We start from the raw sequence: 16078 nt of genomic DNA, 5'->3' as shown, positions 1-16078 counted from the left end.
TTTGTTGTCTCTGATGATTGATTTACATGCCTTTCGGAAACTCGAAGTCCCGGAAGCAAGGTATTCATCATTTTTGAAAGGGACTTTGCGCTCGTCGTTACTTATGTCTCGTATTTCAGAGACATTAAGTAACGTAACGTAGCGCATCGTAGCGAAAGCGTCCCGTCCAAAAATGGATGATACCTTGCTAAACCGGGACATCTCAGACAATCCTTCAGGCATGTATTCATCAGAGACTTAACAAAATAAGAAATCACTTGAAAACTCTGCGTTCTGCAGCAATTGCTTTAGTATTTTTGATGGCAGGATAATTTACCTTGTTGGCTGCAAAATAGCTATTAGTTTTGTGACATAATAAGCAATATGCGATCGTGTGAGATATTGAGGCGTGGGAAGTTTGAATTTTTGGATTTTGAAAATATTTATTTGTTTTTTTGAAAAAAAGTGTTGACAAACGCAAATTAAAACACTATAATAGTTTTTGTTCGTTATGCGGAAGTGCTGGAATTGGCAGACAGGCTAGACTAAGGATCTAGTGTTGGCAACGACGTGAGGGTTCAAGTCCCTTCTTCCGCATTAGATCAAAAGAGAAGTCATATATGACTTCTCTTTTTTTGGTATTGCAATTCTTACAGAGCAAAACGCTGGTTTTGCTCTGTTTTTAGGTATAGGAAAATGCTTTTTTTATTCATCTTACAACCGGTACCCCAAGGCTCTCACTGCATCCAGATCACCTTCTACGGACGTTCCCATGACCGTCAGCAAATCTCCCGTGATCGCCGCATTGCAACCGGATCGAAAACACCGAAGACCTGTATCCTCCAGGTAATCTCTCCCCGCCGCCAGACGTATCATCTGATTTGGTAAAATATACTTAAAAACACCAATAATGCGTCGAACTTCTTCTTCCGTTAATACCTTATTATGTCCCATCGGTGTGCCCTCTACCGGGTCTAACAGATTGATTGGAACGGTGTCCGGTGCAATCTCGCGCAGTGTAAAGGCAAGATCCAATCGATCCGCCATAGACTCTCCAATCCCAAAAAGGCCCCCACTGCATAAGGATAATCCAGCCTCTTTTGCTGCTTTCAGCGTCGCAATTTTGTCATCATACGTATGGCTTCCACATACTTTAGCAAAATGTGTACGTGAAGTTTCCAGGTTATTATGGATCCGTACTACTCCCGCTTCCTTTAATCGCATAAACTGATCTTTATTCATCAATCCACCGGATACACAAGGTCGAAGAGCAGTGTCCTTTCGTATCACACGAACTGTTTCACACAAGGCATCTACTTCACGTTCGCTAAGATGATGCCCGGATGCCACCAAACAATAATGTCGGATTCCCTGTGCGCTACGCTTTTTGGCATCCTTCAGGATCTCTTCAGTTCCACGAAGCGGGTAACTCTTCACTGTCGCTTTAGAGCAACTCGCCTGCGAACAAAATTTACAATCCTCGGAACATCGCCCCCCTTTTATGCTGATCACACTGCACATATCAAATTCGTCTTGCTGTCTTTCCTGACGGATACGGTCAGCCCCCTGTGCCAACTCTTCAATATCTATCTGTGTCAACCACTCTGCCTCTTGTCGATTAATCTCTTCACCTTGCAATACCTTATCTGTAAGATCTTGTAACTTTGCGTCCATACTCTTTTGTATCCTCCTTAATAGTAAGGAAACCTATCTGAAATTTATCTATTCCAAATAGGTTTCCTGCTTATTCCATAACCACTTATCCTTGGTCCGCCCACGCTGACATTACATGAATAAATCTCAGATAAATGCTATAATTCGCTATTTTACAGTGACCTTGATTTCTTTGTATACACCATTCTGTGCATATACCCATATCTTACATTTTCCTTTTTTCACTGCCTTGATCTTGCCGGATCCGGTTACCTTGGCAACCTTCACATTACTGGATTCATACGCAAGTTTTCTATGTTTCATAATCTTTTTCTTCTTGTCTGCACGAATCTCTACCGCTTTGATCTTAGCAGTCTTTCTTGCTTTCAAAGTAATCTTAGTTCTCTTTTTCTTGTTGCCCAATTTTTTAATGCTGACCGCTTTCGCCATACCACGTTTTCCACCTTTGGTGACGGAATGAATTGTCGGTGCAGCGGCAATTGTTACTTTATGACCGTTGAATAATTTGTATGCAACAACCATGTATTTGTAATATTTGCCTTTCTTGCGCTTCTTCTGTGTCCACGTTGTCTTATTCTTACCTTTTATGGTCTTAGTCAGTTTATAGCGGTATTTCTTACCACCATGGTTACACTGGTTACTATAGATCAAATAACCGTCAGCGCCACTCTGCTTAACCCATTTTAACGTAATGCTGTTCTTGGAAGACTTATTGGCTCTCGCTTTTAATCTGCTAAAGTCAGAGCCCTTAATGTCTTTATCATCCTTGAGTTTCTTTACAGCAGTATCGGTAATTCTAAGGGTGTCCATAGAAGTTCCGGTCTTCTCAGCATAATCCTTAATCTTTTCAGCCGTTGCCCTATCTACGCCGAGTTCCTTTGCAATATCATCCGCAGAAATTCCGCTTCCCGGTTTTGCTGTTGTACCCGGTTTCTTTGTTGGCTTCGGTGTTGCCGCCTTCTTTGGCAATGTTACTTTTACAATTGCTGACAATTGCTTACCTGTCTTCTTATCGGTTGCATACACCTTGACGAAAACACTATCGGTCGATTTTGCACGAATCTTCTCATTCAACACTGCAAGATCCTCTGCATCGATCGTCACGTTCTCTACGCTGGAGCCATCATTGTATTTTACTACCACTTCTGCAAGTTTCTTAAAGGCAGTTTCATCAATAGATTCCGTGCCTGCTGCTACTGCGAAATCATTAGCAGTCAGATTGACATCCGGTACAGTTGTTTCACTGCTGGTCGTATCAGCCGAACCATCATCTTTTACAGTGACGGTTACTTTGTTCACCTTACCTTTGTATGTGTATACTAATTCATAGCTGCCCTTCGCCGCCTGAATTGCTGATGCATCCACAGTGATCGCCGCATCTTTGAATGGAATGAATTTTCCATCATCAGTTGCAATCGCATTTCCTAATTTCTTTAGCATATCGGCAACATCGGTCTGATCCTGCTTCAGTACGATCGTCTTTGCCTGCTCTACTGTAATGCAGAAATCATTTGCTCCGAGTGTAATATTACCTGTAGATGTATCATATCGACGATTCTGAACGACAGTTGCTGTTACTTTCTTAACAATGGTTCCTGACTTGTCTGTGAACGTGAGCGGTAATGTTCCCGGCTCTGTCATTCTGTTTATCGCATCCAATGACTCCTGTGTCAGTACAACACCCTCTCCATTGTCAGTAACCCCATTTTTATCCGTGTATTTTGACAAAGCAACGCGGATCACATCGTCTGCAGTAAGTTTTCCAATGTCATCTAACGAGAAGATACAATCAGATGCATTTACCTCGCCCTGTGCCGGAACATTGCTTATCACAACATCCGTTGTAACCGGCACATCTTTGTAGGTAAAGATTGCTTTGTATCCGTCACCATCTTTGACCAACTTCGGTCCGGTAATGTCACTCGGATCAACAAGCGCACCATTATCTGTTGCGGCCGGATCTGCATTCTTGCGGATCAGGTCTTTTAACTCATCTTCTGTCAAAGAACTGATATCCTTATAATCCAGTGTAACATTATCTGCTCCGATCGTAATCCGATCTGTTCCCTTTGTCTCGCTGTATTTTACATCAACGACCGTTGCTTTCGCAGTCACGGAACCGGTTTCATATTTACCGTTTCCGTATGTAAATCCAATAGTACCACTGTTACCTGCCACTATCTTTGCAAGATCATCCGGATTTGCTGTTATTTTATCAAAAGGATCTGCGACTGTTGTTCCCTCACGGATTACGCCAATCTTAGCGTAATCCTTGGCCGCAGCCTCACCTGTCAGTGCTGCAGCTGTCTCTTTCGTCAGCATGAAATCTTCTGCTGTCATTGAAACAACCGGCTTACGAATAGACACATTAATGTCTGCTGTAAAACCATCTTCTGTCGTAACTGTCACGCTATAGTTACCTGTCGGACCATTCATCAGACGTTTATTAATAATGTCCAACTTTTTACTGTCTACAGTAAGTTTCGCATCCGGTATCACATTGCCTGCAGCGTCTTTTGCTTCAGCATTTGACTTAGTAAGCAGGCCTTCTGCCGTGAGTGCTGCATCACCAACCACCAGTTCAACCTTATCTGAGGTGATTTCTGTTACTTTGCCGGAATCTACAACTGTTACTGTGATTGCTACATCAGTACCATTGCAAGTATAAGTTACTGAATAAGTTCCTTTCGGAGTTTCGCTCGTAATGGTTGCTGATCCGGATTTCACAGTGATCTGCGATGCGTCTGCTTTACTGCCGTCTTTGACAGCAATTACACCGGAATCACTCTTGATCTTCGCAGCGATTGCTTCCGTTGTTCCTAATGCTTTTAACTGATCTGTCGTATATGTTACATTATTCGCACCGATTGTTGTTTTTGATGCTGCATTTGTTTCTTTATTTTTCACAACAAACGCCGTGATCGGATCGGATGTTGTGGTTTTACCATTTGCATCGGTATAGGTAAAGGTAAGATCCTTGGAGCCGCCGGCCTTAACCTGTTTCAGTTCATTATATGCCGTAGAGTCCATAGCATCCGCATCATTGAAATCAAATGCGGTTCCCTCATCAATACCACGAACATTTGCTTTGCTCTTAATTATATCTTTATTCGCATAAAGCAGTTCATCTTCCGTGATAATAAAATCGTTAGCATCAATTGTGACGTTGCGGTCACGAACTGTTACTGTAACATCGCAGGTCTTTCCATTCGATGATACTTTAACCGTATAATCTCCCGCCGGACCATTTTTGATCTTATCATTCAATGTTGCAAGATCAGTGTCATCTACATCAATCGTTGCACCCGGGATCACAGTACCGGAAGCGTTCTTCACCTGCGCATTTGACTTTGTGATAAGATCTGCTTCGGTAAGATTTCCGCTTCCTCTTACCACCTCAAAATTATCAGCAGTCACTTTTGCTACGGGATTAGAATCCGTAACCGTTACGTTGATCGTTGTATCCACGCCGTTATAGGTATATGTTATTTTATAGGTGCCTGCTGTCGACGCCTTGTTTACTTCGCTGCTCTTCTGTGTAATATCAGCAGAAGCTGCTGCCTTACCATCTTTTACTGCAACCGGTACTGCCTTAGAACGGATCAGTTCTGCAACTTTGTCCTCATCGACACAGGCAGCCAGATCATCCGTTGTAACGGAAACATTATTGGCACCGATCGTTGTCGTATTATTGGTACTTGTGGACCCTGTATTAGCAACATCAGTAATATAAACCGTTGTATCCTTCGTTACCACATCAGCTGCACCGGTATCATATTTATAAGAGAATGTCAGCTTATTAGAAGTTCCCGCCTCTGCTGACTTAACCGTTGTAAGCTGATCACTGTCCACTGTAATATTCGAGCTGGACGCATCTGCCGTTGTACCATTATAGCTTCCCTTAGTATTCGCAAGATTCTTAACTGTCGCTTCTGTCAGCTTGTTCGCCTGTTCTTTACTAAGTACCAGATTATCTGCATTCAGTCTCGGTTTACTCTTTTGAATGACCACAAGTTCTGTCGTACTTGGTGTTGTCATTTTGTTGTCAGCATCTTCTTTGCCACTCTCACCGCTCGTAGCATATGGACTGTACTCAATAATGTAACCTTTGATTCCCCACATAGAACGTGAAACATTGTTTGGATGATAATCATTCCAGTTTGCCTTCTCAAAACCATATTCTAATGCATACTCCTGATAATATGCAGAAGTACCGCCACCACTATAGCTGTTATTCGGCTCATTATTATTCCAGTCGGCGTACTGGCCATCACATACCGAACCGCCATATACATTACCGGACTCACCCGTCTCATAAAATGTCGTTCCTGCCTCCGGACCGCATAACCAAGACCATTTACGCACGATCTTATTGCTATCATCCAATGGTTTTAACGCCTCATCGGTAATCTCATCCGAATCCAGTACAAATCCATCGTAACCATCTCTTGGAAGCAATGTTCTGGCTCCACCGATCCAAGCTTGCAGATTGCCACCCAGAGAGCTATACAAATATTTCTCCTCGTTCTCACTGGTGATCGTTGCAAGATAACCTTTTAATCCTTCAAAGACAGACTTCTTCGCCTCTTTGTAGGCTGTTGCCCATGTCGATGTGTTGTCTCCGCTTGGGAACTCTACATATTTATAAAAATGTAATTTACCATCAATTGCCATAGCCGTTGATTTACCATCCGGCAGACTGCAGGAGTTGGCGACAACGGAAATCGTCTGCTTAACTGTCTGATCAGTCGTTCCCGTATAAAAAACAACCTGCCTCAAAAAGTTTTTGATCTGCTCATCTGTAATATCACTTCCGATCACAGTCATAGAGCTAAGCTCTTCGTCGCCGGACAAGCTAGACGTATACTCACCAGTTTTGGTCAAACCATTCATCCTATCAGACGTACTGCTCATGTTACCAAGATCGATCTTTTTCGGAAGTTTGAAGTATCCTCCATTGTCTACCGAGATACAAAAAATCTTCTGATCACTCTTAAAACTAACTGTTACATCAGAAAACGTATAGGCCTGACCATCTGCCGACCATGTCTCCTCACCAAGTTCAATCTTATCTTCCGCTGCTGCAGCAGCTACGAATTGAACATTGGACGGCATCATACTGACTACCATAACAAGTGCCAGTAACAATGCCATAACTTGCTTTGTTTTTTTCATTCCATTCCCCATCCTTTCTGTGAATCTGATCGTGAGTCCATATCTTTAGAAACCTCGTATTGTATTTCGGACACAGACACACCATTCATTATATTACCAAGCAGATAATTCATTCAATTCTCAAAATCTTACAAATTTTTTATGTAGTTTTTGCTTTATATAGTACATTTTTCTATAATGCTGCCTAAACCTAATATGCAGTCTCAATTACATAAAAAAACGGAAAGATTTTCCAACTAAAAAAAGACTGTACAATCCTGCCCACTAAACCATGGTAAACTTTTAATTCTTTCAGTTGACATATACATTCAAATGTTTTATACTACTCTTTGTTGCGCGGTTGTAAACCGTCATAATAATACATTTACATTGGAGGAAACAAATGAATCAGGAAACAAAAACAAACAAAACCGGTTTTACTACAAAGTCCATTACAATGATGGCATTATTTGCAGCTATTTTATGTATTTCTGCTTATATCAGCATCCCATTGCCGATCCCTGGTAGTCCTCATATTACATTGTTAAACTTTGTTATTATCGTCATCGCATTGCTGTTCCCACTCAGTCAATCTTTCATCACGATATTAGTGTGGATGGCTCTTGGCGCTATCGGCCTTCCGGTATTTATTGGCGGTGGTTCCGGCATTGGATATTTGACAAATATTTTCGGTGGATACACATTCTCTTTCTTAGTGATCGCCATTGTACTTCCACTGATCCGCGGCAAAAAATACAATCGAATCCTATACACAGTTGCTGCTATTGTCGGCGTTGTATTGATCGATATCATCGGAATGCTCTTTTGGAAGGTTAATGCCGGCCTTTCTTGGAAAGTTGCTTTCTTATCCGGATTTGTCGCATTCATTCCTTTAGATCTTGTCAAAGCAGTTATTGCTGCCCAGATCATTCCTGCTTTCCGCAAAGTGATGCAAAGCGCAGAATAAGGTTACAGTCCATTTTTACACCAAAAAGGCACTGTTCGAACGTGATCCACGTTGGAACAGTGCCTTTTCTAATTACTCTCACTAAAACTCTAAAACATTAAATGCGATATCCATAAATATTTTTGCGAATATCTAACATTTCAGCATCGGTTGCTGTGATCATATCTGCACAACGCTTCAATCGCATTTCGATCTCTTTTCGGTAGTTCTCATCCATGTCATCTTTCTTATATCGAAGCTGATGATCTAAACTTGCCCAATAATCCATTGCGATCGTTCGTATCTGTACTTCCACACGCATCGGCCGCATCTTATCTGCAAAGAATACCGGAATCTCTACGATCAGATGCAAGCTGCGGTATCCATTTGGCTTTGGATGCTCAATGTAGTCCTTTTGGCTGATCAATGTGATATCCGTCTGTGACGTAAGCATCTCTGATATTGTGTAAATATCATCCACAAACGAACAGATAACACGCACACCGGCAACGTCATTGATATTCCCTTTGATGGAATCCACCGATACGGGAAGTCCTTTCTTACGTAATTTCTTAGCTAAACTTACCGGTTTTTTGATACGCGACTTAATGCTGTGGATCGGATTGCGCTGATAACGTGATTTAAGATCATCATTAAGCACTTCCAGCTTGGTCTGCACCTCGCGGATCGCACAGGAATACATCATCATCACCTGTGAAAAATGCTCCTCCTTCTCTATCATATCCCGATCCTCAGGATCAAGCAGTCTTTCTAAATAATGTTTTTCTGAACCATTCATTCGTGTTCCTCCATCCCCAATAAATTATCCTTCTTCGTGATGTGCCTCCGTCATAAATTTTTCAATAACTTTGACAATACCATCATCATCGTTACTATCTGTAACATAGTCTGCCTGCTCTTTGATCCGATCGGAAGCGTTCCCCATTGCGACTCCCATACCGGCATAGCGTAACATCGGCAGATCATTGTTACTGTCTCCTACACACATAACACGTTCTTTGGTAATATCCATATATTTCACTAACTTATCAACCGCAACACCTTTATCTGTGTATTTTGGCAGAAGTTCTACATAGTATGGATCTGAGCGAAATACATTCAACACTGAACCAAACTTTCGCTGTAAAATGCGTTCTACTTCTTTCATCTTGTCCGGTTCTCCCGAAACAAAGATCTTGTTGATTGGAAAACTAAGCTCTTTTACGAACTGATCTGTCTCGCGGATCGTAACACAAGATGCAGCCGCATCTGCTGCAACATAGTCTGTCACGCCACCAGCTACGATAATCTCTTTGGCACTGTCACGGTAAGCCATGATAGCCACCTGCAATTTAGCAGCCTCCTCGTATACCGGAGCGATCAGATCTGCCGGCAATGTCTGATTGTAAATGCATTCCCCTGTTTTACAGTTGATCACAGTAGTACCATTATATGCAATCACATAGCCACCGTACTCTTCCAGAGAGATAGCAGAAGCTGTCTGGCGAATTCCTGCAATGGATCTTCCGGATGCGATAGCGATCGTCTTGCCGCGCTTCTGCGCTTCGATCAACGCATTCTTGGTTGCATCAGAAATCTCGCGATGAGAATTATGCAGCGTACCATCGACATCCAGCACAAGTAAGTCAAAGCGGTCACCTTCCGGTTCCTCAATACCCTGTACTTTACGATAGATCTTCATAAATTCTTTACCGGTGATCGTCTCGTGCTCGATCAAAAATGCGGCGAGCTGATCCAGTGCATCACGATTGCCATCCAACAATTCTTTAGCCTTTTGGTGACATTCACTCAATATCTTCATGACTTCAAGATCTATCTCTGCTTCTGTTGCATCACCACAATTTAACACCGTTCTGCCATCCAGATATTTGTTCTGCACACTCTCCAAACCGATCAAGCCAAATTTATCAGACATACCGTACTGTGTTACCATTGCTCTGGCAAGAGAAGTTGCCTTTTCAATATCATTGGAAGCTCCTGTCGTTACAGAATCAAACACTAATTCTTCCGCAGCCCTGCCTCCAAATAATGTTGTGATCCGAGTGAGTATCTCTGCTTTGCTCATCAGATATTTCTCTTCTTCCGGAACCTGCATGACATATCCAAGAGATCCCATCGTACGTGGCACGATCGTAATCTTTTGAACCGGCTCCGCATTTTTCTGCAGTGCAGTCACTAGCGCATGCCCTACCTCGTGATATGCAACGATCCGTTTCTCCTCTTTGCCTAAAATGCGGTCTTTCTTCTCCTTACCGGCAATAACGACTTCCACTGCCTCAAACAAATCTTTCTGATTGACTGCTCTTCTTCCGGAACGCACAGCCATAATAGCAGCCTCATTGATCATATTAGCAAGATCCGCACCAACGGCTCCACTGGTCGCAAGAGCAATTTCCTCAAAGTCAACAGACTCATCCATTAATACATCCTTGGCATGCACACGTAAAATATCAACTCGGCCCTTAAGATCCGGCTTTTCTACGATAATACGTCGATCAAAACGTCCCGGTCTGAGTAATGCCTTATCAAGCACTTCCGGTCGGTTTGTCGCGCCTAAGATGACAAGGCCTTTCGAACTGTCAAATCCATCCATCTCGGATAACAGCTGATTTAGCGTCTGCTCGCGCTCGTCGTTGCTGCCTCCATACTGACTGTCACGGCTCTTACCGATGGCATCGATCTCATCAATGAAAATAATACATGGTGCCATCTGCTGTGCCTGCTTAAACAGATCACGCACTCGCGATGCACCTACACCGACGAACATCTCTACGAAATCAGATCCAGAAAGAGAGAAAAACGGAACTTTTGCTTCGCCGGCCACCGCCTTTGCAAGCAGTGTCTTACCGGTTCCCGGAGGTCCGACTAACAATGCTCCCTTCGGCAGTTTAGCACCAATCTCCGTATATTTCTTCGGATTATGCAGGAAGTCGACCAGCTCGTTCAACGAATCCATTGCCTCTTCCTGACCGGCTACATCGCGAAATGTTACACCGGTTTCTTTCTGAACATACATCTTCGCCGTACTCTTACCAACACCCATAATACCGCCGGAATTTTTAGAAATAACACGGGACATAAAGATCAGTCCGACCCATAGCAGTAAAAATGGCAATACAGTCGATACCAGCATGTAGACCATACTATTGGAACTGTCTGACTTTTTGGTGAACTTTACATTTGCCTTTTCTAATCGCTGTACCAATGTAATATCCATACTGATCAGACCGGTATGATAGGTGATCTGATACAGACTATTTGACTGTTTCTTCGGAACGATCTTGATCTGATCAGAAGTGAGTGTCACAGATTCAACCTGTCCATCATCCAGCAACTGCAAAAACTGGTCATAGCTGATCTCTTTATCTCTTGCCTTTTCTACCTGACGATTCATCAAGGAAAACACAAGAAAAATGCCAAGTGCAACGATCAGACAAAGCACCATGCTTTTACGGTTCTGTCCGCGTCCAAAATTATTTCCCATATTATTGTTATTTTGGTTTCTATTTTGATTTGATATATTGTTGTCCAAATAATTTGTCCTCCTCATATCCTGTAAACTATTTCTATTATAAGTCTAGTCTGCCCAAAAAGCAATATTTCACAATATTAAGAAAGTCTGAAATTTCTATGTATTTCTTGGAAATTTTCCATGAATTTTCTTTCCTTTTTGTGCAAAAATATATTGAACAAACCCAATCATATAGAGTATAATAGAAAAATATTGGTTTATTTATTGACAACAATGTTCTGACACAAAGGAGGATACACAAATGGCAGTCAAATATGTCTTCGTCACTGGTGGTGTTGTGTCCGGTCTCGGCAAAGGAATTACAGCCGCATCTCTGGGCAGACTTTTGAAAATGCGTGGTTATAGTGTGACCATGCAGAAATTCGACCCTTATATCAATATCGATCCCGGTACTATGAATCCGGTACAGCACGGTGAAGTGTTCGTTACGGATGATGGTGCAGAGACTGACTTGGATCTTGGCCACTACGAACGTTTCATTGACGAAAATCTGACCAAACAATCCAACGTAACAACCGGAAAAGTATATTGGTCCGTTCTCTCGAAAGAACGTCGCGGTGACTTTGGCGGCGGAACTGTTCAGGTTATCCCACATATTACAAATGAGATCAAGAGCCGTTTCTACCGTAACGATGGCTGTAAAGATACACAGATTGCAATCATTGAAGTCGGCGGCACTGTCGGCGATATCGAAAGCCAGCCTTTCTTAGAGTCGATCCGTCAGTTTCAGCATGATGTTGGACGTGAAAATGCTATCTTGATCCATGTGACACTCATCCCATACCTGGGTGCTTCCGGTGAAATGAAAACCAAGCCAACACAGGCAAGCGTTAAGGAGCTGCAGGGAATGGGTATTCAGCCGGACATCATCGTATGCCGTACAGAGCGTCCTCTCGAGCCGGGCATCAAAGATAAAATCGCACTGTTTTGTAATGTTCCGACCGATCACGTAATGCAGAATTTAGATGTAGAGACTCTATATGAAGCACCTTTGGCAATGGAAAAGGAGCATCTCGCTGATGTTGCCTGCAAATGCTTAAAGTTAGACTGCAAAACACCGGACATGGAAGAGTGGCAGACAATGGTTCATACCCTCAAAAATCTTGAGAAAGATGTTACTGTTGCTCTCGTCGGCAAATACACTTCTCTGCACGATGCATATATCAGTGTTGTAGAAGCTCTCAAGCATGGCGGACTTGCGCACAAAAGCAATGTAACGATCAAATGGATTCCATCTGAAGACTTAAATGAAGAAAATGCTGATGAACTCTTTCATGATGTATCCGGTATATTAGTACCTGGCGGCTTTGGTGACCGCGGCATTGATGGAAAGATCACAGCGATCCGGTATGCAAGAGAACACGGTATTCCATTCTTAGGTCTTTGTTTGGGAATGCAGCTTGCCATCGTTGAATTTGCAAGACACGTCTGTGGTTTCAATGATGCGCATAGTATTGAACTGGATCCTCAGACAACACATCCTGTGATCCATTTAATGCCGGAACAGGACGGCATTGAAGATATCGGCGGCACGTTACGTCTCGGTTCCTACCCTTGTGTACTGGACAAGGATTCCAAAGCTTATGAGCTGTACGGTGAGGAAACCATCCACGAAAGACATCGTCACCGTTACGAAGTAAATAACTACTACCGCGAAGATTTACAGAAATTCGGCATGAAGCTTTCCGGCCTGTCTCCGGACGGACGCATCGTAGAAATGTGTGAGCTTCCATCACATCCGTGGTTTGTAGCAACACAGGCTCACCCTGAATTTAAGTCCAGACCAAACCGTCCACATCCATTGTTTAAGGGATTTGTCGGTGCTGCTTTGAACTATCAGGACAGCCATCAGTAATATACTCCCTATATAGACGATATATCCGAAAAGGAGCTACGCACTAATTGCTTAGTGCAGAAGCTCCTTTTTTATGGTATAAAGAAATTTGCGTTAATAATTAGACCACACCTTTGCCTTGTCGGCATACGCCTCCATCTGTGGATGCTCATATTTTTCCATCTGCAGATCACGGTTGGAATTGCGGAATACATAAAAGCTGCCATCAATAAATAGTCCGCGGCACCAATAATCTGCACGACCTTTGGATGTTGAGCGAAGAACCTGAGTTACAGATTCATCTGCAGTATAATGCAATAGCGGATACTGCAAGCCTTCCGCATTATACGTTGCAAATCCCAAGTAAAATCCTTTCTCCGTCTTCTGCACTAAGATTTTTGTATGGTCTGCTAATGCGCTGGAATCATGCTGCCGCAAACCATAACTTGCAACCTGTTTGATGTCAGATCCCTCCGTTGCCCAAAAAACCGTCATATCCAGTTCTCCGGTTGTTGTCTTCCCGAGTGAAAAGATCATCGATGGATCCGATGGGAACAAATGCAGATAATGAACCTCATCGGCTAATTTGATCTGTGCGAGGACCTGTGGATCTGCTTCTGCTGCCATTGATACCTGTATCATTTTACGGTCATCATTTACCACCAAATATAATGTCTTGTTCAGGAAACGTGCACACTGCACCGTTTCTCCTTTGCATATTTCAGAACTTGTTCCAATCTCCTGCAGCGAATCATCCAGTGCATATACACTGACATTACGGGAACTCTCTTCTTCTCCGCAGAGCATTTTGAGCTGTCCCGTATAATGTGCAAGTAATTTCCAGTTAAAAGGTACCTCTGCCTTTTTCCATTTCCACTCTGACTTATAATGATGCACCGACATACACAGCCACAAATGTCCACCCTGCTCTTTAACCGCAAATCCCTCTCCTACAATTCCTTTGACAATATGGGTCGCTGTTGCTTTCACTGTCCCCTCTGAATCCACAACAAACTTGGTGATTCCGGTGCGTTCTGTCTCATCAAACCGCTTCGCAACGGTTCGGCAAAGCACATATACATTTTTGCCGGACATGTATACTTTCATCGCTGTTCCTGCTAACGCCTTATGACCGACCGGCTCTAACTGCGTATGATCTGCCATGCGGTAACTGCAGACAAGCGTATACCCCGGCTGATACAGATCCCTCTGCCAATATACATCCTTAACCGCCAGCTTTTTGTCATTAATTTGCGGATCTTCAATGCTGATAACACCATCGGCATCGGTATATGGTTGCATCACAGAGGCAATGATCAACTTCTCTCCGGATACGCGTGTGCAAAGATTTTGACCGCTTTGCCGAAGCATCTTGCCAGCCTGTGGTTTCTGAGGATCCGATACATCGATCGGTATCACATAGGTCTGTGCTCTCGTATTCTTCACATATAGCAAGCTCTTTCCACACCACATCAGACCATCTTCATAGCTAGCACTTTCATCGCCGTACAGATCATCTTCACTACTGGCATTCTGATATGGATCATTAATTTTAAGGGATACTTTGCCAACTTCCTCGCAGATACCATTCTTCTCTCGAAGAATGTACAGTTGATCCGTCGCACCCTCTTGATCCGTAGCATTGCTCCTTATATAGGAGCCATCGTTATAATAAAGCACATAGATTAAACCATCCTTCGTCAGGATCTGATCCATCTCTGCCTCATCTACATTTTCTGTGTTGGTCGTACTATCCTGTGTGACCAGTTCCGGCCAATCTTCCTGCGTAGAACCCGGCTCTCTGTCTAATACCCCTTCACTGACAGAGGATGCTGCCGACTGCATTAAACTTCCCAGCGAACAGTTATATGCCATTGGCAAAGGATCTGACTTAAACGGATCCTCATAAAATTCATAGCGTGATACCACCTTTTGCTGTGCTTTGATCACACGCCTAAAACTTTTTTCAATCTGCTTATAACCGGATGCTGTCTGAAGGGATCCTTCCGCTCTCCAAGCAAGTAAAAAGAGCACGCCCGCATATAACATCTGAATAACGATTGCAAGTATGACTGCGATCAATACATAGCGCAGGATCTTCCTCCATCTGCCTCCCTCCGGCTGCTGATCCTCCTCATATAGGGACATATTCTTTTTTAATGTAGTTTCCATTAGATTATTTTCGCATCTCATAATCTTCTCCTCCCTTCAAACTTACTGCTTTCGCTATATATATTACCGGAAAGGAGACAAAAACCGCCTTATATATATCCTAAACATTGTGCGTTGGTACCATAAAAAATATCATCGCGTCCGCCCAGCATTTTGCAGAGTTCTTCTATTCGCTCCCAATTGTTGTTTACATCAAACTCATAGCTATGTCCCCACACATAAAACAACATTGGTTCATCTGGTTTTGCAGCCAGAAACTGTTCTGCCAGCTCAAACAACTTATCATCGTTATGATGACAGGTTGCATTAAGCCTCATCGGATCCTGCGGCAAAGCAAATCCATGCGTACTCTCTACCGTCCTTCCGTAACGAATACCAATATCTTTCAAATACGAAACGACCGGATCCGGTACATCACCATAAGCGTAAGCCATGCCAACCGGGTATTTTCCATATAGTTTCTCAATGTTACGGGCATCCTGCAAATATTCCTGCGAATAATCTTCCGGTTTGATACCGGAGGGCGATGCATGTGTCAAGCCGTGCAAAGCGATCTCATGTCCCTCATATAATTTTGCCAGTCCCTCCTGCTCCATGCGGGCAATCTTTATCCCCTCGATCTCAAAATTACTCTCTGGAGACTGAATTCCCGTATTCAGATTAAAGGTTGCTTTCATACCATATTTATTAAATATCTCCACCAAGCGCTCATCCTGATAAATACCATCATCATAACTAAACGTTAACATTTTCTTACACATACTCA

Annotated in this window: 8 protein-coding genes and 1 tRNA gene; 3 read left to right on the top strand and 6 right to left on the bottom strand. The window is 42.9% G+C overall.

Annotated features, from left to right (window positions below; all coding sequences use genetic code 11):
* The first annotated feature begins 492 nt into the window (after positions 1–492).
* Positions 493–576, top strand: a tRNA-Leu gene (locus ACSAJE_RS12325).
* A gap of 117 nt (positions 577–693) precedes the next feature.
* Here ACSAJE_RS12325 and bioB read toward each other — a convergent pair.
* Together bioB and ACSAJE_RS12315 are read right to left on the bottom strand one after the other, a co-directional pair.
* A complete protein-coding gene (bioB, locus tag ACSAJE_RS12320) occupies positions 694–1653 on the bottom strand; it encodes a biotin synthase BioB (protein WP_458009236.1) in 960 nt (319 codons plus the stop codon).
* A gap of 147 nt (positions 1654–1800) precedes the next feature.
* The gene (locus tag ACSAJE_RS12315; RefSeq protein ID WP_458009235.1) at positions 1801–6828 is read right to left on the bottom strand and encodes a bacterial Ig-like domain-containing protein; all 5028 of its coding nucleotides are present in this window, start codon (positions 6826–6828) and stop codon (positions 1801–1803) included.
* Between the two features lie 382 nt (positions 6829–7210).
* Between ACSAJE_RS12315 and ACSAJE_RS12310 the strand changes: the two genes are divergently transcribed.
* Positions 7211–7774, top strand: coding sequence for a biotin transporter BioY (locus ACSAJE_RS12310; protein ID WP_458009234.1), 564 nt, complete (start codon positions 7211–7213; stop codon positions 7772–7774).
* A gap of 97 nt (positions 7775–7871) precedes the next feature.
* Here the strand turns inward: ACSAJE_RS12310 and ACSAJE_RS12305 are convergent, their stop codons facing one another.
* Both ACSAJE_RS12305 and ftsH read right to left on the bottom strand, forming a co-directional pair.
* Positions 7872–8495 carry a GTP pyrophosphokinase gene (locus ACSAJE_RS12305; RefSeq protein ID WP_243034634.1) on the bottom strand — a complete coding sequence of 208 codons (624 nt, stop codon included), beginning with the start codon at positions 8493–8495 and terminating at the stop codon, positions 7872–7874.
* 81 nt (positions 8496–8576) lie between these two features.
* Positions 8577–11258, bottom strand: coding sequence for an ATP-dependent zinc metalloprotease FtsH (ftsH, locus tag ACSAJE_RS12300; protein ID WP_182448245.1), 2682 nt, complete (start codon positions 11256–11258; stop codon positions 8577–8579).
* Positions 11259–11547: 289 nt separating this feature from the next.
* Here ftsH and ACSAJE_RS12295 point away from each other — a divergent pair, with 289 nt between their 5' ends.
* Positions 11548–13161, top strand: a complete 1614-nt coding sequence (locus tag ACSAJE_RS12295; RefSeq protein WP_458009233.1) for a CTP synthase — start codon at positions 11548–11550, stop codon at positions 13159–13161.
* Between the two features lie 93 nt (positions 13162–13254).
* Here ACSAJE_RS12295 and ACSAJE_RS12290 read toward each other — a convergent pair whose 3' ends face one another.
* Together ACSAJE_RS12290 and ACSAJE_RS12285 are read right to left on the bottom strand one after the other, a co-directional pair.
* A complete protein-coding gene (locus ACSAJE_RS12290; RefSeq protein ID WP_458009232.1) occupies positions 13255–15333 on the bottom strand; it encodes a beta-propeller domain-containing protein in 2079 nt (692 codons plus the stop codon).
* Positions 15334–15401: 68 nt separating this feature from the next.
* Positions 15402–16073: a polysaccharide deacetylase family protein gene (locus ACSAJE_RS12285; protein ID WP_458009231.1), complete on the bottom strand. Its 672-nt coding sequence runs from the start codon at positions 16071–16073 to the stop codon at positions 15402–15404.
* Positions 16074–16078 lie beyond the last annotated feature (5 nt).

Source organism: Jutongia sp. SJQ-6 (assembly GCF_054161275.1).
The sequence above is the reverse complement of the archived record's forward strand: the minus strand, read 5'-3'. Positions and strand labels throughout refer to the sequence as shown.